We start from the raw sequence: 20,265 nt of genomic DNA, 5'->3' as shown, positions 1-20,265 counted from the left end.
ACTTGCCTTAAACGAGAGAATCGGGTGAGGAGAAATACTAAGTCATGTCACAATTTATTGACCGCCGAGAAAATGCCGGCAAAAAAAGCACTGTCAATAGGCAGCGCTTTTTAAGGCGTTATAAAAATCAAATTAAACGTGCCGTGTCAGACGCTGTAGGCCGACGTAGTATTACTGAGATTGATCAAGGTGAGCAAATTAGTATTCCTGCAAGAGATATTTCAGAACCAACCTTTAGGAATGGTCATGGTGGCCAGGTTGAACGAGTTTTACCAGGCAATGATCAATTTATTGCAGGTGATCGAATAAAGCGCCCGAATCAAGGTGGGCATGGGTCAGGAGGAAGCCAGGCAAGTAAAGATGGTGAAGGCGAAGATGAATTTGTGTTTCAGCTATCTAGAGAAGAATTTTTAGAACTATATTTTGAAGATTTAGAATTACCTGATTTAATCAAGAAAGATTTAGCCAAAATTAGGAATTTTAAAGTTGTCCGAGCAGGCGTAACGACCAGTGGGGTACCCACTAATATTAATATTGTGCGTTCTATGCGCCAAGCCACCAGTCGGCGTATGGCGCTTGCGGCACCTTATAAAAGAAAGTTGCGTCAAGCCCAAGAGGAATTAAAACGCTTAGAAGCTCAGTCAAAACCGGATCGTTTAGAACTTTTACGTTTACAACGAGATATTGAATTTTACAAAAAGAAAATAAAAGCTGTTCCTTTTATAGATACTATTGATTTGCGTTACAATAATCGAATTCGCATCCCTACTCCAACAACACAAGCTGTAATGTTTTGTATTATGGATGTTTCTGGTTCAATGGATGAGGCTAAAAAAGACATTGCTAAACGTTTTTTTATTCTCTTATATCTTTTTTTAACGAAAAATTATGAAAAAATTGACTTGGTTTTTATTCGCCATCATACGTCAGCCAAAGAAGTGAGTGAAGATGAATTTTTTTACTCACGGGAAACAGGTGGTACTGTCGTTTCTAGTGCATTGGAGCTTTTAAGTACCATTATTGAAGCCCGATATCCAGCTGCTTCATGGAATATTTATGTAGCTCAAGCATCGGATGGCGATAACTGGAATGCAGATTCACCTTACTGCCAAGAATTATTACAAGAAAAAATAATGCCACTTTTACAATATTTTGCTTATATAGAAATTATGCCTAGGCACCATCAAAGCCTCTGGGAAGTTTATCAGCAGATCCGAGAAAAATATGCTAATTTTGCTATGGAGAATATTGATAATGTTGCTGATATTTATCCTGTGTTTCGCGAGCTGTTTAAGAGGAAGACAGTATGAGAAAGAAGAAAAAGCCTTTATCAACTGGTGCTGATTGGACTTTTGAGCTAATTCAAGCTTACGATCGAGAAATGAGCCGGCTTGCTCGTGATTTTAAACTAGATACCTATCCAAACCAAATTGAGATCATTACAGCTGAGCAAATGATGGACGCTTACGCCTCTGTCGGCATGCCTATTGGTTATCATCATTGGTCATTTGGGAAACATTTTGTTGGTGTAGAAAAGAGTTATCAGCGTGGCGAGATGGGTTTGGCCTATGAATTAGTGATTAATTCTAATCCTTGTATTGCTTATTTAATGGAAGAAAATACCATGGCAATGCAGGCTTTAGTTATTGCACACGCTTGCTATGGCCATAATTCTTTTTTTAAAAACAATTACTTATTTAAAATGTGGACATCAGCAGATGCCATCATAGATTATTTAGTTTTTGCCAGAAATTATATCAGTGAATGTGAAGAGCGCTATGGTATCGATGAAGTCGAAAGCGTACTTGATGCTTGCCATGCTTTAATGAACTATGGCGTAGATCGCTATAAGCATCCGCCAGCATTGTCGATTCAAGAAGAGAAGATTCGTCAACAAAATAGAGAAATTTACCTTCAATCACAAGTTAATGAGTTATGGCGGACAATTCCTCAAGGCAAACAAGCGAAGTCTTCTAAAGAAGAGAAGCGATTCCCGCTCGAGCCACAAGAAAACATACTTTATTTTTTAGAAAAAAATGCACCCTTATTACAGTCTTGGCAGCGTGAAATTATTAGAATTGTACGTAAGATTGCCCAATACTTTTATCCACAAGGGCAAACTAAAGTAATGAATGAGGGGTGGGCTTGCTTTTGGCATTATACTTTAATTAATGCGCTCTACGATGAGGGCCTGCTTGCTGATGAGTTTATGCTAGAGATTTTACAAAACCATACAAATGTCATCAGACAACCCCCTTTCAGCAGTCCTTATTATAGTGGTATTAACCCTTACACATTAGGCTATCATATGATGCAGGATATTAGGCGTATCTGTGAAAATCCTACTGCAGAAGATAAGCACTGGTTTCCTTATTTAGCCAATACTGATTGGCTAACAGGTTTAGATACCGCTATGCGTAATTTCAAAGATGAAAGTTTTATTGCTCAATATTTATCTCCCCATCTAATTCGGGAATTAAAGCTTTTCCATATCATTGATGATGATGAAAATACGGATATTGTTGTTAATGCCATTCATGATGAGTTGGGTTATCAATCTGTTCGAGAAGCCCTATCTAGGCAATATAATTTAGGCTATTTAGAACCCGATATTCAAATTTATTCAGTCGATACTGAAGGTGATCGCTCTTTAACCTTACATCATGTTCAACGTAATAATGTTCCCCTTGCTGCAACCACCCAGGAAGTATTAAAGCATCTCTATACTTTATGGAAATTTCCAATTAAGCTACAGTCCATTGATATGGATGGTAAACTTACTGCTGAATATCATTGTCCACCAGTGTCACTCTCGAAAGTAGACAAGCCTATTAAATAAGCTTAACAGGTAGAGAATAATTCTTACATCCTATTTAAATACTAATTGGCTATATTTTAGCAAGTTATAAATTAAGGTATCAGTATTAATTAATTAGCTCGCTCTAAATATATTTATTCTTCAGAAGAAATTAAAAAACGTTGAGCCTTAAATACTATTTAGTATAAGATACGCGACCATTAGATGACGTTAAAGGATAATTTTTGATGTTTTTCAGTAAAGCTTTATTACATGCAACATACAAAGATGGAAAGCCAGGAAAACTAACTGAGGAACATCAGAAAGCTGAACATCATCGATTTAAAACGCAGTACCTTTTTAAAGATAAAAAAATCCCGAAAGGCCCATATGTAGCTCGGCTAATCCAGCATTTTTTTATCATAAAAACTATAGAAACCCAATTGCAAAACTTATCAACTGAAGGTAAGTCCGAAATTAGCCCTTTTTTTGCCTTATCTTATATTAATCAACTATGGCGTACTACAGCAATACAAAAGGATTTAGAGCAGTTAGGTGTAAACATTGATACTATTGAGGAAAGCAACATAGTTTTAGCCACTAAAAATTATCTTAAAGATATAGAAAAATTAACGCCTAAAAATTTATTAGCACATTTTTTATTTCACGTTGCTGGTTTTATGCATGGCGGAAATATTATTAAAACTAAATATATTGAGCCAAGTAATAGGATACCAGGTTATTATCAAATCTCAGTTAATCAATATGATTTCTCCAAAGCAGCAGCAAAGTTGCCTAATGGAAAGAGCTCGCTAGATGTTTATAACAATATGATGAGCCAAGTTGATAAAATTTCTCTAACCGAGGAAGAAGGTGAAGAGATCATTGAGCAAGGTAAAAATGTCTATAAAACAATGGCAAATATCTACGATGATTTATGTAACATATATTTTAAACAACCAACAATAACGTCTTTAATTACATGTATAGGAATGTATATGGTTGTGATTGCTATGATTTTAAAAGTGATGACAACTTATTTTAATTCTCCTATAAATACATCACCTAGCCCTAAATAAATTATTTACCAATTAACTAGGTCCATTGCTTATTTATAAATAAATACAGCTCTTCTGTTAATCCACGTATCATTTCTATTTTTAATTAAACTTATAAACTTCTTAGTAAAGAAGGCCCATCATAAATATGATTATTTTGCCTTAACTTAGTTATTTCTATTCTGAAATAACGCCAATAACTTTATTGCCGCTGATTATGGCACGATTAATGAATATATTATTAATAACGTTTGTCTAATTTTTAGGCTAAAATTGATTAATAAGGGGGGATTATAGAATATGAAAATTCGTAATTCCAATATAACTATTCATGAACTCTTTGAAGCGCAAGTTAATCTAAATCCAGATAACTTGGCTGTTAGTTATAATGAACAGTCATTAACTTATGAACAATTTAATAAGAAATGCAATCAGCTGGCTCATTATTTACAGAAATTGGGTGTAAGAGCGGAAATACCTATCGGCTTATGCATGGAGCGTTCAATAGAGCTTTTAATTGGAATGTTTGCCATTTTGAAAGCAGGTGGCGCCTACATTCCTCTTGATCCCTCTCATCCAGAAGAACGTATAATCAGTACGTTAAATGATAATGAAATCCCCTTTTTGCTGCTTACTAAAGATTTAAAAGAAAGGTTTCGCCACTATCAAGGTCAAATTGTTACCCTTGATTTTGCAGTATTGCATACCTATCCATTAGAAAATTTAAGTATTACGAGTCAAATCGAAAACTTAGCTTATATTATTTATACTTCAGGCTCTACAGGTAAACCTAAAGGCGTTTTAATTGAGCATAAAAGTGTGGTTAATTTTGGCCTTTGGTTCGGTGATTTTTGTCATTGCCAACCCAGTCAGCGCATTGATTTTTCATCCAGTCATGCATTTGACATGGCAATAGCTAATACCCTTGTACCTCTTATGCTAGGCATGACAATTATTATCTGTGATGATGAAGTTAAAAAAAGTCCCTCCTGCTATTTAGAATTCATTAAAGCCCAGCGTATAAATGTAGTTAAGTTAACACCAAGCTTTTTTCGTGTGTTGTTATATGAGGTGCAGAGCAATTTCATTGACTTACCTGATCTTAAACTTATTGTTTTAGGAGGCGAAATTTTACATACCCTTGAATGTTCCTCTTGGCTTGCACGTTACCCACACCATAAACTAATTAATGAATATGGGCCTACTGAAGCAACCGTAGGCGTTTCTTTATTTAGAGTAAGTAACGCAGGCCTTCATTCATTGCGCCCAGATGTTCCTATTGGCAAGCCTGGAAACAATATCGATTTTTATCTTCTAGATAAAGATTTAAATCCAGTCCCAACTGGCGAAGTTGGAGAACTTTATATCGGTGGTATTTGTCTGGCACGAGGTTATTTTAATCAACCACAAATTACGAATGAAAAATTTATTAACCATCCTTTTAAACAAGCCTCTAATAATCGCTTATATAAAACAGGTGATCTATGTCGTCGCCTAAAAGATGGAAATTATGAGCTTTTAGGCCGTATTGATCATCAAATTAAAATCCGCGGTTTTAGAGTTGAACTTGGAGAAATAGAACGGTGTCTAACAAATCATCCTGCTATTTGTGAGGCTGTTGTTATTGCGCAGCCGGATCACCTAAATGAGAAACAGTTAATTGCCTATTATATTTTAAAAGACAAGCAAATAAATCCTGGAACTCACCAAATCAAGCAATATCTTAAAAGACATTTAAATGATTATATGATTCCAGCGGCTTTTATAGTAGTCGATGCGTTTCCACTCAATGCAAATGGTAAATTGGATAGAGAAGCATTACCTATACCCAAACTTCATCCTAATCGGCGCTATTTAGCACCAACGAATGAGTTAGAAGAGGCATTAACTGAAATCTGGGCTGAAGAATTTAATCTAAATCCGATTGGCATTCATGATAATTTTTTTGAACTAGGTGGACATTCTCTCATTGCCGCACGTATTCTGACCAAGATTAATCAAATGTTGGATAAAAATTTAACAATCAAAGAATTATATCAAGCACCGACCATTGCTGAATTAGCAGCATTAGTTAGTAAGCTAAAATCTACTCGTCATAAAAGACATATAAAGAATTCTCTTATAACTACCAATATTATACCTCTAAGTCATTTTCAATTATTACTTTGGCTTTCTAATACGTTTGAACCAAAAGCAAAAAAATTAAATATTATTTCGCGCAAACGTCTGCAAGGCCCTTTTAATAAAGATGCATTCCATTATGCAGCGACTATTCTATTAAAAAGACATGAGGTACTTTCTTATCACATCTGTAAATTTAAACCTGGTCAATATTTACAACAGAAATTAGTTATTACGCCAGAAGAAATTGATCTTAGAGAATACGATGAAAAGCAATGCCGTACAGCTTTAACTAATTCCATTCTTGAACTGCTGAATTATCATTTATGGCCAGAAGGAAAACCTCTGCTTAGGGTAAAGGTATTTTATTTAAAAAATAATATAACTGAGCTTCAAGTTTGTTTGCCTCATATGATTTCAGATGGCGCCTCAATAAATATACTTTGGTCTGAGTTATCTAAATATTACCTCGCCTATAATAAATTAGAGCTTATTAACAATATAGGTAATGATAAATCTTATCGGCAATATGTAGAAAATGAACTTATATTAGATGGCTATTCAGCTAAGGATCAGCAGTTTTGGCTAAATTATTTAAAAAATGCTGGATTTGTCAACTTTCCTTCGCAATATATAATAAAAAATATGGCTAAGGTTCAAATGCCTTATTCCACTTATTTAGAGTTACCAAAAAAAGCTATTAATAGTTTAATTCATTTTTGCACTCATTATCATTTTGGATTAAATGAAGCACTCAGCGCTATCCTAGGAAGAGCCCTAGCGAAAGTCTGCCAAACTAGAAAAGAAACAATTTTTATTAATATCGTTAAATCAGCGCGTGATAATCCTTTATATGATAAAACGATTGGCTGCTTTTTAAAACTTGAACCTATTAAACTAACTTTAAATGGAAGTACCTCACTATTTAATCTAGCCCAGCAAGTACAAAAAACAATTATTAATACAGCGCCTTATCAACAATGCCCAGCTTTACTTAAGCTTGCCTGTGTGAATTTTAAAACTATTCCACATAACCGCTTAATCTATTTTTTTACTAAAATAGCCATGTCTTTGTATGCGAGGTTATTCCCCTCCCTTAAACTAAATCCTCAATTATTAAGCCAGGTGGCTAATCTTGCTGCAATGAAAAAACGCAGTAACTTTATAATTAACTTAAATGTATTAGATAATTTTTTTCATTGGCATAAAAACAAAAAAAAGCTGCCTCTCTTCAACTTAAAAAATAAAAACATTGAGCCTGTACAACATGATTTATTAAATATTGATTATTTCTTAGATATTTGCTTTCTAAGTGATTATAACCATACGCCTTACTTAGTAGTCTCAGCAAATTTATTACCAGAATTTCGCGAATTACTAGGTAAAGAAATAATTAATATTATGCAGAATGAAACACTAGAAAAACCTAAAGCATTAAAAAATAAAATTTCTTAACGTCTTTTGTATTTAGACGGTTAAGCAGTAAAGGGGTCTTTTATACGCTTATTTCTTATACTTAGAAGTAAAATAACTAAAAAAATAAGGATGATTATTTCATCACCTAGCAAGGTCCAAGGCGTGGTACCTTTAGTCGGAATGACTTTCACAGTTAACACGCCTTGATAATTATTAGGAAGTAAATTTATAACTCGTCCTTGCTCATCTAGAATAGCAGAATAACCATTATTATTAGCAACAATCTGATATTTTCCAGCTTGCAATGATAGCATTCTTGCTATCTCTATATGTTGCTGAATAGCAAAAGAGCGTCCAAGCCAGCTATAATTACTGATACCTAAAATTAAATCTGCGCCATTTAACTGATTACGAATTAAGTTAAAAAAAGCCACTTCATAGCAATTATAGGAAGCTATTTTAATTCCATTAAATTCAATGAAACTTTGATAAGCAGGACCAGGAATCATATTATATTCCAGCGAGGAAAACTTAAAAAACAGCTTATTAAGCCATTCCCAGGGAATGTATTCTCCAAAAGGGACAAGATGTCTTTTTAAATATCTACCTTGAGCAAGACCTAAACTTAAAATGACATTATATTTCTTATTCTCCGGCGCTTTTATCGTTGTACCTAAAATCAATCCCTGCTTTTTTGATTTTAGTTTATCAATCATTTTAAGAAAAAATTTCTCACCTTCTTGTAACTGAGGTATAGAAGATTCAGGCCAAATGATTAGTGAGCTATTAGACTGATAAGTATTATAAATATAAAAATTTAAAATCTTATTAAAATATAAAATATTGGTTCTCTGCTTAACATCTGCATTTGCCTGCAAAATACTTACTTGTACTTCTCGCATTTTATCTTTTTTAGTCCAATGCACATAAGACAAAAGATAAGGACTAAAATAGAGAGTTAAAGCAAGAATTAAATTTAATAGCGGCACTTGTCTATTCAGGCTATATTGAACAACGCCATCTGCTAACAGGCAGCCTACAAAAATAGTTACAAACCCGACCCCATAAACGCCTACAAGAGAAGCAAGATAAGCAATTGGCATATCAATTTGACTATAACCAATTAATGCCCAAGGAAATCCGGTTAGAAGATTGGATTTTAACCATTCAAATATCACCCAATAAAGCGAAAACATTAAAGGATTAATAATAGTTAATTTCTCTTTTTTTGTTTTGACAAAAAAGCAAGAACATAAAGCAAAATACAAAGCACAATAGGTATTAAATAAAATAATAATTAAAAAAGTGGTTAAAAATCCAAAATCATGGATAGTATAAAAGGAAATAAATAGCCAAGAATTAGCACTGCCGGCAATAATTGTACCTAGAATAAATCCTAAGAAAAATGCTTTCTTAAAACTGCTCTTAAGCAAAATTGCATAAAAGCCCCCCAAAGCCAGAGGAATCAAAAATCCTATACGATAGGGAGTAAATGCCATGAAAATTATGATCCCGTAAACTACTGTCAATAGCAGATGGATACAATTTTTATTCATTTATTGCCTTAGTAGAGGAAAAATGCACAGCCTACGAAATTACTTTCATAAATATTTTCTTAATTGATTATAACTTCTTTTGAAACTTGCTGCCGGGCAGTTAGATATTAAAAGAGCGTTAACGAGAGACTGGTATCTTATCTATACAATAATAAATTCACAGTCTTTTGGTTATTTTAATGATTTTCTTGTAAGCGCTTGTGCAATAAACAAGATATTTTCTAGATTCAATTCTATATTTTTATCATGAAGTTGCTTTTTTATTTCTACCCAGCGAGGCTCTAAACGGATAGATTCTAGTAAATCATGGCCACGCCAGGTAAGCCGAATTAAATGAAAACCATGTGGAGAGCCACCAGGCGTTTTATGAATCTTTCCTATTAATACACCTGCTTCCTCGAGGATCTCTAAATGGTAAGAAATTTCATGATGTTTATCTACTGGAAAGACATCTAAATTTAAAAGTGCATTAGGCTCAAGCTCTTCTACTTTTAGTAGGATCGATCTAATCATATCCCAATTACGTTTCATAATTCACTTTAATAAATAGGCAATAGTAATAGTATAAAACATTGGCAGAGGAAGTAGCCTTAAAATTTTCTTAAGCTTTAAACAAATGTTGCTTAGGTTTCCGTAGACTAATACTATTGTTACATTATTGATTTATCACACTTACCTTGGGTTTAATATCAATTGAGCTTTCATCAGCTTCTGAACTCTGATGTTTATCAAAAAAACCGAGTTTGCGATGTGACTTGACTGTAGAATTATCATCTTCTTCCTGCTTAACAAGCACATCAGGCTCGACAGAACCATCAGCTACAGTTGTATCTAAATTTGCTCTATCGACCGCGCCACCAAGTTCATCAGATATACCAGGCGAATTATCATCTTGAGCGGAAATAGCAGCATCTTTAATACTTAAATTTCCAAACTCAGTCGTTCCAGAATCATCAGACGCTACAGGCGCATTCTGTGAAGGAGATACAGGAACATTCTGTGAAGGATGTAATAGTGCTGTTAATTCTTTTTTAAACTCTAATATTGCTTCATACACTTCATTCGGATTCCTAGTGGTCGATTTTACGCAAGCAATATTTTGACCTCTTATTTCTTGAGCTGCTCTATCTACTATACTTTGGGTTGATGAAAAAAGAACTCTTTTAATAGGATAAGAAAAGTGATGCTCAATAAAATCTTTACATACACAATGAGGAAACTTTTCTTGTCCTGAGAAGCCTAAATTAACATCAGAGGCGAAAATCACAGCCCTTACTGACTGATAATTATCTTGCACCTTTATTTTATTAAAAGCATTCTCTAGAATAACTGCTACTGAAGACTCATCAGTTGAATTTGGTAGTTCCTTACGATCCCAGACACGATTCCAAGCTTTTGCTCCTACTTGGGGACTTACTACCTGAGCGCCCATAGATCCATGTGCGCAAAGGATTACTAGTACATTATCTTCAATTGCATAAACTATATCTATTTTCATTTTATTAGCTCACTTATTAGGTGATTTTTACTTAAAAAATTAAAATTTACTTAAATGAATTTATTCAAAAATAATCAATAAATTACAGAATTTAATAACATTTAAATTACAATTTTACTAAGTAACTCTTAATACATCTTTTAATTATTATAAATTAATTTAATTAAGGAAGTGTTAACTAAAAAGAAAATAGTTATTTAACGTAAATTACAATAAATATTTTTCATTTGATTTAACAGTTTTAGATAATAAGTTATTACTAAGATTTGAAAATATATTTAAATACCCTTGTAATGTTTTTTTGCTATATGAATTGAGCTAGATTCTTGCTCTGAAGTCGTATCCTCTTGGTCTTTTGCTTTATCTGCAAATAATCCAGGCTTTGAACTAGGAAGACTTGATTTAGGTGCTTCTTTTAGTTGAACACTAAATTCTTCCGAAGGCTCGCGGGATCTTTTATCTACCCTAGGCTCTACATTAGAAAGAGTTAATTTATTTTTAGGAGGCTCTTCGTTTTGAATAGAAGTATTTTGACCATTTAAATAGGCAACTATCTTAGGCTTTACTTCTTTTAATAAAAAAGAGGGGTCGATTATCTTTATATTCTTCTCTATTTGTTTTTCATTAGCATCGTCTACTACTTCTAAGCTAGAAGAAAAGAGTATTTTTTCAACTTGGCTAGGAGTAAATTGCTGTTGAATAAAATCATCTAATAAAAATTCTGGGTATATAGTAAGGCCCGGTTGACCTAAATTTACATCAGCCATAAAGATTACACACGTTATTTTCTGGTAATTTTCCCGTTCTTGTTTAATCGCCTCAAAGCGTGTAACTAACAAATCTTTTATTTTTTCATGAAGTACGTCGATTTGGTTTGAATTTATATAGGTGGAATAATTCTTAATTTCCTTGTTTTCAAATTCATTTAAAGGTAATTTATTACGTTTAAAAAAGAGCTTAACATGTGCTAAATTAGAATCACCATGACTACAAAAAACAAATAAATTTTGCGCTAAATAACTATAACTTAATTTAATAAAAAACATGGTAATCCCTGATAAATATTTATATTTATATTTATATTTATAAAATTTTAAAATTAGACGTGCTATAACTTAACTATTTACAACTGTCATGGAATTTAATTTTGCTTAAGTTAAATAAATATGTTAATTAGCCCTATTCTATCAAATATTATACTAAATGGATCATGATTAATCAATATCTTACTAATACTTGTACATTTAACGAAATCAATTAGCTAACTTAAAAGTTCCTCTTTCTCTACTGGCATCTATATTGCATTAGGTTAACTCTCTATGGATAGAATTAGTTGAAAAATGGATTAAATAAGGAGAAGCTATGTTGAAGCAACGGTTTTGTAGCCGTATTCAGCTGGTTTTACTGTTTCAAATTCTTTTTTCTTTACCATTGTTTGCCGCTGAGAATGATTCTTCACAAATTGCTGACGAAGAAGTTCAGCGTTTCTCACAAGCACTTTATCAGATAAAACAAAATTATGTAAAGTCAGTTAATGATGAAGCTTTATTTAATAATGCTATTCGTGGCATGTTAAATGGGCTTGATCCACACTCAGCTTTTCTAGATGAAAATGACTTTAAAGAATTAGAGCTAAATACTCGCGGAAACTTTGCGGGGATTGGTATAGAAATCACCCAGGAAGATGGTTTACTTAAAGTTGTAACGCCGCTAATTGATACGCCTGCTTATAAAGCTGGTATTAAAGCAGGCGATTATATTGTTAAATTAGGCGCAAAAACTGCACAAGGCTTAAGTTTAACTGAGGCGGTAAGTATAATGCGGGGGGAGGAAGGGACAGCTATTGATCTTGTTATCCTTCGTAAAGGGGTTAATAAGCCGTTAACTTTTTCTATGACACGTCAAAAAATCCAAATCCAAAGTGTACAAAGTAAATTAATTGATAACCAGTTTGGCTATATCCGCTTATCACAATTCCAAGAGTTAACAGGAAAAGATATGCGTAATGCAATTATCCAATTACAAGAACAAACGAAAAATAAGCTAAAAGGCCTAGTGCTTGATTTACGCAATAATCCTGGCGGATTGTTAGATAGCGCCGTAGAGGTCGCTGATGCATTTATTGATAATCAGCATGGGGATAGAGGAATTATTGTTTATACTAAAGGCAGGTTACCTGAAAGTAAATTTACAGCCATTGCTACACCGGGTGATATCCTGGAAAAGGCACCTCTAATTGTACTTATAAACAATGGCTCAGCTTCTGCTTCGGAAATTGTGGCGGGTGCATTAAAAGATCATAAGAGAGCCGTTATCGTTGGAACAAAAAGCTTCGGAAAAGGCTCTGTACAAACAGTATTACCGTTAGATGATAAGCATGCTATTAAATTAACAACCGCCCTTTATTATACGCCATCTGGCACTTCAATTCAGGCAAAGGGCATTATACCGGATATTCAAATTGATGAAATTGCTATTCCTAAAACAGCAACGCAGAAAAAATTGCTACACTTTTCTGAACTCAGCTTAAGTAAGCATTTAAAAAATGAAAAAAATAATTTAGCAGATAACGAACAATCTTCAGCCGATTTAGCAAATTTACTCTTCGAAGATTTTCAGCTTTACTCAGCACTCACAATTTTAAGGAGTATGAGCCTAACAAGTTAATTAAAATAATAAATATACTATTACCATTAACTTAATATGACTCTCAATTAGACTATTGCAGTGTCTTTTTTAAAGATATTAGAAGCTGGATGGGCCTGGCCGTTCTTTTCAAATAATACGCAATAGTTTTGCCTTTTTATTGGGTCGTGTTCTTTAGCGCATAATTCTTGATAAGTTGCTATTACTGTATTTCCTGTTGCCGGATTAGCAAATGAGGCTAAAGGAGATAAACACATTAAAATAATAAATTTTTTCATATTAACCTTTAAAGTATCTTTAATAATTAAATTAGTTTAAAGAGAAGAGGAAACTTATAAAGAGCTCTGTATAACTAACTAATGTTAACCGTTAGCACTATGTTAAGGCCTTAAACAAATAATAAAGCCTTAAACATCAATAAAATCTTACTAAAAAGTAATTATCGCTCACTGTTTTCAGCTTTTTTTGCTTGTTTTTGGTATGCTTTCCACTCTTTATCTTTTGCAAAAACATAACAAGCTGCTTCTTCAATAAAAAAGCTAATATCATCAATTTGTGACCATTGGCAGTAAGCTTCTATTTTCCTTAAAACCTCACTACTTAATTCTACTTTAACTTTTTCTTTCTGATTAAAGCGTGCTTTCGATATGAGAGCCATTACATTCCTCTTCAATAAATAGTTATTAAAATGATTTAAAATATATTCATATTTGTAAATTTTGAACAGCGCCCCTAGAGGGCATCTATTTTTTACTATAAATTAGTCTGAAAGTCATTAATTTTTTAATCGGATTCTACAAGGTAAACAATAAATTAGGAATTATCTTATTTTTAAAATCATTTATGTTTTTTAATTCACCATATAGAGAAAAAAGCCAACTTCCTTTATACTGTTAAACGATGTCTTTTATTTATATATCATAATTTTGTTAAAGAGAAAATAACATGCCAAATTCAGCTAAATTTGCCTATTTAGCACTTAGTGGAGGAATGGATTCAAGTACGTTGTTATTGCATTTATTGGCAAGAGACTATCAAGTTAATGCAATTTCATTTTTGTATGGCCAAAAACATAAAGTTGAAATTGATTATGCAATAAATTTAGTCCAATATTTACATGAAAAAGGATTTAAGATTAATCATCATTTAATTCATTTAAATGGCTTAAGTGAGCTTTTGTTTTCAGCACTTGTTGATGGCGGGGAAGTTGTTCCTGAAGGCTTGTATGATAGCGAAAATATGGCTGCTACTGTAGTGCCAAATCGCAACAAGATTTTTATTTCCATTTTGCAAGCAGCAGCGCTCTCACGAGCCGTCAAAGAAAACACTACCGTTTGTGTAGCGTTAGGCATTCACTCAGAAGACCATGCCGTATATCCTGATTGTCGTCCTGAATTTGTTAATGCTGATTATACAGCTTTTCAATTAGGTAATTGGGACGCTCATAAAGTTATCAATTATATGCCTTACTTAAATAGTGATAAATATGGGATATTAAAAGATGGGGCTGATGCTTGTAAGCAATTAAATTTAGACTTTAATGAAATTTATAAGAGGACCATCACCTCTTACAAGCCAAATACGGATGGTGTTTCCGACTATAAATCTGCCTCATCCGTACAACGAATTGCAGCTTTCATTCAACTAAACCGCGTTGATCCGGTATTGTATGCTGATGAAAATGGCATTGCTGATTGGAATACTGTAAAAGCACATGTTTTATCAGTTTTACAAGAAAATAAAATTAAAATGAGTTAGTAAATTTTAAAGTGGTCATTCTCAATAGAATGACCAACAAATTTATAGGATTATCAAAAAGTATCGACTAATTATATAGGTATTACTCACTTGCTAATTCAATCGCAAACGCTAATCCTAGTTTACTAAAATTAGCCATATGCTCTGGCGTTAATCGATCAATTGTATCCCGGGATGTATGAATATAGGGATTATGATCTTCAAAATTAGTTTCACAAGGAAAAACTGCAGGAATACCTTCGTCATCCCAGGAAGCATGGTCACTACAGCCATAACCGCAGTATGATTCTGCAACTGGCACACCAAGATAGGTTTGAATTAAATCTCTAGTGAAATTAGTTAAGGCACGATCAGTATAATCTTTAAAAACCCACATAGTAGGATCATTACGATCATTGCGGAAACCAGTCATATCAAGCTGCATCACTGCCTTAACTGGAATAGATTCATCTAGAAAATGCTCTACAACATATTGAGAGCCAACGAGCCCGCGCTCTTCTGCAGCATACCAAATAAAATAAATAGGCCTTTTGAATTCATAGGAAGATTCTAGTAAAACACGAGCAACTTCCATTAGACTAGATGAACCACTACCATCATCACCAGCACCTGGCATTCTACCGTCTAGCGTATCCATATGGGCACCGATTACAATAGCTGGTGCTTTAATATCTTTGCCAAGCACCGTTACCAACGATGGCTGCTTATAATAGCTACCTGTTTTTACAAAATAAGTTTTGGTATCGCTTCGTTTAGCACTTTTTGCTAATTCTTCAAATTTAGCCTGTAACCATTTAGCCGTTTCAACACCTGTATTTTTGGTTGCTGAGCGATTCTCGTAGGAAGTTAGATGAGTTAAAGTTGCCATAATATTTTCAACTTTAACTTTCTCAATTGCTGCAGAAACTTCAGCTTGATGTTGAATAGGATAAGCATTTGGGCGAACTAATAACGTTTTTTTAGGAGATTTAACTAATAAATGTTGCGCTTGATTTTGGCGGGCATGCATATTAGTACGTTGGATAAGATGAGTAATATTAGTAAAACGCCCACACTTTACTTTATCAGCAATACGAACAATTTTTTCTAAGTCATTGGCAGGTACATCTATAATTCTAAAGGAATTATTCTCAGCTATGACTGTATAGTCTGATGGTAAATGTGTTGCTAAACACTGCGGAACCTTTAATTGCTCTGTTTTAGCGTCAGTTTGTGCTATGGCCGAATTAGCTAACATAAGACTCGCTGAAAGCAGAGTCATCCATGAGTAAGAACGCATTATTGCTCCTTTAACTGTTAAGATCATTTTGATGGTACATCATCACTATAAATATGGAAATTGATTTTTAAGTTACTTAGTTTACAGAGTGATTACGAGCTGATTATAAATGGAAAAATTTGCTGCAAAAATAACAAATTTTAAATTGAAAATATGTTTTCTAGTCCTTCTGTTTTCATTTTAATCTAAATAATATTGATAATCATTTTCATTTGTTATAAAGTTACCCCTCCGCAAAATGGCTACTTGGTGAACAATGAAAACAAAAAAGATTCCGTATTATTTATTGCTAACCCTTTTAACCTTAGGTGCAAGTTTAATTATCGGTTTTTTAAGCTTTGGTGGTATGTATGCCATATGGCCACTATTACCCTTGGCATTTGCTTCGTTTGGTCTATCGGTCGCTTACGAAGGTGAAATCTATTTACAAAATATTAAAGGTGCTTTTCAAAAACTTTTTAAAAGCGATTACTTATCAGGCTATTTAGCAGATGAATACTTATTGCATCATTTTCCAGATACTGACGATAAAGATTGTCCACAATTTTTTAAAGACTATGAGATTCAACTAAGACTTTTAAGTAAATTTAATCATAAAAATTTAGATAAAGAGAGCCTAGCGCGTAAAAAGAAAATAGAAAAAACTATGTCGGATATGCGCAAATGGTTTGCTCTCCAATTGTATAAAAAGCCTAATGAGAAAAACCTCGATAATTATAGTAAATATAAGATTGAATTACAGCACTGGCTTGCTGAACATGGGCAAAAAGAAGCAATAGAGAAATTAGCAGCCCGGACAAAAACTTTTAATGGGGTTCGCGTCTTTAGCGGCTTAGCCGGATTATTTATGGGATTAGGTACAACCTACCTTTTAGTAGGTGGATTCGCGACTATTCCGCTGTTAGCAAGCCTCCCTTTTACCTTTCTATCTCTTGCTATTGTCCCGATGGCAATTATTGCTGGCGCGGCTTACGGCTTTCTTACTTATAATGCCGTAACAGATATGATTAATAATGACACTTTACGCAAATGGTTTTTTAAAATTAAAAATAATTTCACGAAAGAAAATGCCTCAGAGCACAAAGTACGTAATATCTTTCTAGCGGTGACTGCAGTTAGCTTATTAACACTTACGGTAGCGCTCACAATTTGTACGGCTGGAACCTGGTGGACAGTTGCTAAAACGGCTCGCCCCCTATTTACTTGGATGGGTAAAATGCCAGCATTTATTATGGGGATCATTAATCCTATTATTACTGGTACTTCAACACTTATTTTCAATTTGCAAAATACAAGTGAATCTTTAGAAATGATTGATGGCTTAACACGTACTAAAGGGAATATTTTTACTAAGACATCTACATCAATCCAAAATGCTTTTCACAAATTAAAAGAGCATGAAAATTGGTTGCAACTCCTTAACCCGGCCCGTATTCTTCTTAAATTAACCCTTACTCCCTTAAGAATCCTTTTCTTTTTAGGTCATTTAGTTAGTATTGGGGTTACCTCAGATAGAGTACCAGGAGTCCCCGAAATTGTTTCTGCCCTTTTAGGCATCATCAGTGAAGGTTTTGAAGATGCGCATTATTTTTTTGAACAAGGACATGAGCATCATCACCATAAACATGATGGTCATTACCATGAAACAAAAGATTTATTAAAAGAACAATTACAGGCAGGTGAAGGGCATAATCATGAGGTTGATTTACCAACCAGGGTTCTAAAAGTTATTTTCTCACCTTTATATTTATTGGCAGCGCTTTGGGATTATACTGTAAGCCAACGCAATAAAGGCAGCTCAAAACACATTTTAAGCTTTCACGAAGCTTGGAATAAGCAGACGGGTCAAAAACCTGTTGAAAATGTTCAATTTGAATCAGAAGAACAACAATTATCTTCAGAGTGGCGTGTTGAACAAGCTGATTACCGAATTGAGCGTTTTAAAAATAAACATTTAAAAAGTGTATTTGTTAATTCTAAGGTAGCTCAAGAAAAAGAAGCTACGCTTACTGAGTTACAAGATGAATTGAGGAAAGATGGACTTAAACACAATCCTGCAGCTCAGGTTGAAGAAGCAGCTCATTATACTACTTTTCAGAAACACCGTTTCTTTAATACCCAGAAGACTAAAACAACTGAATTTTTAGAAGATCTTGCTGAACGCATTAGTCCGCCAGCAGCATAAAATTTATTGAACTAAAATTACAGTGCAGTACATTGCATAAAATTAAAATATAAATGCTCCTCTTCCTGAGCAACTTTCTAGGAGCATTTATGACTTTTAAACAAATTAGATATAGGATTGCAAAATAGGCCAAAGTCAATTAATTTTATAATAGATTTCTTTCAAAACTCGCTGCGCCTCAAGTTGCAGGTTGCGCCAGCGCACAGAACCGGAGTGTACAGAAAGTATATGAGGATTCGAGCACTGCCGCGGCCTGCAAATTGGCCCTTGCAGTAGAGTTTCCAAAGAAGTCTAATCTTACTTTAAGGATATAAACAATATGCGTACAGCATTTCTAGGATTAGATTATATCATTGACATTATGCATCCTAAAGGGAAGATTGCTCGTTGTGCAGCGCAAGCTACAGAGCGAGACATCATTTCTAAAACTAATAAAGTGTTAGAAATAGCAGAAGAAAAACAGTGGTTAAAACTTTTAGTTAAAGTAGCCTTTAGTGCAAATTATACTGAGCAACCTAAATACTCGCCCATGTTTGGTAAAGTTAATGAGTTAGGCGCTTTAAAACTCAATTCAGAAGGAACGAATTTTCATCCTAATTTAAATACCACAGGGTGTTTATCTATTATAAAGCCCAGAGTAAGTGCATTTTATGGAACCAACCTTGATGTCATATTGCGAGTTAATAAAATTGAACGCTTGTTAATCGGGGGAGTAAGCACAGCCTGGGCTGTACAAAGTACCGCGCGCGATGCACATGATCGTGATTATCAGGTTTGCATTATTGAAGATATTTGTGCAGCTGTAACTACTCATGAGCACCAATCTTCGATTGACTTATTGAGTAGAATTGCAACGATTTTGACAGTATCTGATTTAAAACACTCTTAATGAGAATCCTTTTACTAAATATTTTTAAATGGTTAAAAAATGAAATTAGAGGCCATTTATTATTTCGTGGCATCTTAGTCCTTATTCCTTTTGCCTATCTTTTTTCAGTTACTAAAAATTACTCTTGGCTACAAGTCTCTGTTGTAAGTATGTCTAGCTTAATTGTGAAAGAAAAATTACAACTGACTACATTGGGTGTTTTACTTCATGGATTAAGCGTAATCATTCTTTTTAATTTATTGTTTCTAACTCAATTTCAACCTGTGCTTTTTATAGCAATTTGCACACTGTCTGCAGTAACTATCATTTGGATTACTACTTATGGTGATCAATTACGAACATTAGGAAACTGGACATTTATTCCCGCTATTATTCTTTCAATAGAGCTAGCCTCTGAAATAAAATATAGTTTTTGGAATGAAATTCAAAGCATTTTTCCTTTTTTAATTATTTCATTGTTACCTACGCTAGTTATGAGTTTTTATGACCAAATTAGAGCCTTAAAAAAAGGATATCATTGGCAAGCTTTCCAGCTATCTTATCTATCTGATTTTGGAAAAATGGAAAGTAATCTAGAGGCTATGTTAGCCATGGGCTTAGGCATCATTATTGCCTCTAGTATCGTTGAATATTTACCTATGCAAAATGGACATTGGATGATTTGGGGAGTAGCTAGCGTTATTACAGGCAATAGAGAAACGTCACCTAAAAAATTCAAGCAGCGCGTAATGGGAGTTTTACTTGGCGTTCCGTTAAGTATTCTCTTTGCTCAGTATATTATCCCTTCAACTCCTTTTAATTTAACATTAATTACTTTATGTCTTCTTCTAACATTAGTTGCTTTTCGTCGCTATATAATTGCCTATACTCTTCGCTGCTTCTTTGTAGCTATAGCAGCAATACTAATCACCCATTCAAAAACAATTGCATTTGAAAGACTTTCACATGTGATTGAAGGCGGCTTAATTGGTTTAGCTGCTGTATTTTTATTACGATTTTTATTAAAAGTAATGAAGGTTAAAGTCTGATTCTTCAATCAATGCTTTATTTCTTATAACAAGA

16 protein-coding genes are annotated in these 20,265 nt (G+C 33.7%); 9 read left to right on the top strand and 7 right to left on the bottom strand.

Annotated features, from left to right (window positions below; all coding sequences use genetic code 11):
* Positions 1–44 precede the first annotated feature (44 nt).
* The 4 genes from ACQUW5_RS04710 (at position 45) to ACQUW5_RS04695 (ending at position 7,431) form a co-directional block, all read left to right on the top strand.
* Positions 45–1,310 carry a YeaH/YhbH family protein gene (locus ACQUW5_RS04710; RefSeq protein WP_444990062.1) on the top strand — a complete coding sequence of 422 codons (1,266 nt, stop codon included), beginning with the start codon at positions 45–47 and terminating at the stop codon, positions 1,308–1,310.
* Positions 1,307–2,839 carry a SpoVR family protein gene (locus tag ACQUW5_RS04705; protein ID WP_444990061.1) on the top strand — a complete coding sequence of 511 codons (1,533 nt, stop codon included), beginning with the start codon at positions 1,307–1,309 and terminating at the stop codon, positions 2,837–2,839. The genes ACQUW5_RS04710 and ACQUW5_RS04705 overlap by 4 nt, the downstream gene beginning before the upstream one ends.
* A gap of 206 nt (positions 2,840–3,045) precedes the next feature.
* A complete protein-coding gene (locus tag ACQUW5_RS04700; RefSeq protein ID WP_444990060.1) occupies positions 3,046–3,876 on the top strand; it encodes a biliverdin-producing heme oxygenase in 831 nt (276 codons plus the stop codon).
* 279 nt (positions 3,877–4,155) lie between these two features.
* Positions 4,156–7,431 carry a non-ribosomal peptide synthetase gene (locus ACQUW5_RS04695; RefSeq protein ID WP_444990059.1) on the top strand — a complete coding sequence of 1,092 codons (3,276 nt, stop codon included), beginning with the start codon at positions 4,156–4,158 and terminating at the stop codon, positions 7,429–7,431.
* A 20-nt stretch (positions 7,432–7,451) separates the two neighbouring features.
* Here ACQUW5_RS04695 and lnt read toward each other — a convergent pair whose 3' ends face one another.
* The 4 genes from lnt to ACQUW5_RS04675 all read right to left on the bottom strand — a co-directional run bounded on the left by lnt (position 7,452) and on the right by ACQUW5_RS04675 (position 11,492).
* Positions 7,452–8,948 carry an apolipoprotein N-acyltransferase gene (gene lnt / locus ACQUW5_RS04690; protein ID WP_444990058.1) on the bottom strand — a complete coding sequence of 499 codons (1,497 nt, stop codon included), beginning with the start codon at positions 8,946–8,948 and terminating at the stop codon, positions 7,452–7,454.
* A gap of 171 nt (positions 8,949–9,119) precedes the next feature.
* Positions 9,120–9,479 carry a DUF2513 domain-containing protein gene (locus ACQUW5_RS04685; RefSeq protein WP_444990057.1) on the bottom strand — a complete coding sequence of 120 codons (360 nt, stop codon included), beginning with the start codon at positions 9,477–9,479 and terminating at the stop codon, positions 9,120–9,122.
* Positions 9,480–9,603: 124 nt separating this feature from the next.
* Positions 9,604–10,446, bottom strand: a complete 843-nt coding sequence (locus ACQUW5_RS04680) for a hypothetical protein (protein WP_444990056.1) — start codon at positions 10,444–10,446, stop codon at positions 9,604–9,606.
* Between the two features lie 278 nt (positions 10,447–10,724).
* Positions 10,725–11,492, bottom strand: coding sequence for a hypothetical protein (locus tag ACQUW5_RS04675; RefSeq protein WP_444990055.1), 768 nt, complete (start codon positions 11,490–11,492; stop codon positions 10,725–10,727).
* Between the two features lie 316 nt (positions 11,493–11,808).
* Between ACQUW5_RS04675 and ACQUW5_RS04670 the strand changes: the two genes are divergently transcribed.
* Positions 11,809–13,113 carry a S41 family peptidase gene (locus ACQUW5_RS04670; protein ID WP_444990054.1) on the top strand — a complete coding sequence of 435 codons (1,305 nt, stop codon included), beginning with the start codon at positions 11,809–11,811 and terminating at the stop codon, positions 13,111–13,113.
* Between the two features lie 47 nt (positions 13,114–13,160).
* Here ACQUW5_RS04670 and ACQUW5_RS04665 read toward each other — a convergent pair whose 3' ends face one another.
* Positions 13,161–13,370, bottom strand: coding sequence for a hypothetical protein (locus ACQUW5_RS04665; protein WP_444990053.1), 210 nt, complete (start codon positions 13,368–13,370; stop codon positions 13,161–13,163).
* A 161-nt stretch (positions 13,371–13,531) separates the two neighbouring features.
* Positions 13,532–13,750 carry a hypothetical protein gene (locus ACQUW5_RS04660; RefSeq protein WP_131782555.1) on the bottom strand — a complete coding sequence of 73 codons (219 nt, stop codon included), beginning with the start codon at positions 13,748–13,750 and terminating at the stop codon, positions 13,532–13,534.
* Between the two features lie 287 nt (positions 13,751–14,037).
* Here ACQUW5_RS04660 and ACQUW5_RS04655 point away from each other — a divergent pair, with 287 nt between their 5' ends.
* On the top strand, positions 14,038–14,850 hold the full coding sequence (locus ACQUW5_RS04655; protein ID WP_444990052.1) for a 7-cyano-7-deazaguanine synthase: 813 nt from the start codon (positions 14,038–14,040) through the stop codon (positions 14,848–14,850).
* 82 nt (positions 14,851–14,932) lie between these two features.
* On the opposite strand, the gene lapA is transcribed toward ACQUW5_RS04655, so the two are convergent.
* Entirely contained in the window at positions 14,933–16,129 is a 1,197-nt protein-coding gene (gene lapA, locus ACQUW5_RS04650) for an aminopeptidase LapA (RefSeq protein WP_444990051.1), read from the bottom strand.
* Between the two features lie 256 nt (positions 16,130–16,385).
* Here lapA and ACQUW5_RS04645 point away from each other — a divergent pair, with 256 nt between their 5' ends.
* From ACQUW5_RS04645 to ACQUW5_RS04635, 3 genes are all read left to right on the top strand, one after another.
* Complete coding sequence (locus ACQUW5_RS04645) at positions 16,386–18,314, top strand: hypothetical protein (RefSeq protein WP_444990050.1); 1,929 nt, start codon at positions 16,386–16,388, stop codon at positions 18,312–18,314.
* Between the two features lie 319 nt (positions 18,315–18,633).
* A complete protein-coding gene (locus ACQUW5_RS04640; protein WP_444990049.1) occupies positions 18,634–19,203 on the top strand; it encodes a cysteine hydrolase family protein in 570 nt (189 codons plus the stop codon).
* Positions 19,203–20,231 carry an FUSC family protein gene (locus tag ACQUW5_RS04635; RefSeq protein WP_444990048.1) on the top strand — a complete coding sequence of 343 codons (1,029 nt, stop codon included), beginning with the start codon at positions 19,203–19,205 and terminating at the stop codon, positions 20,229–20,231. The genes ACQUW5_RS04640 and ACQUW5_RS04635 overlap by 1 nt, the downstream gene beginning before the upstream one ends.
* Positions 20,232–20,265: the final 34 nt, after the last annotated feature.

The organism is Legionella pelazae (assembly GCF_052527395.1).
This window is presented reverse-complemented; position numbering and strand designations above follow the sequence as displayed.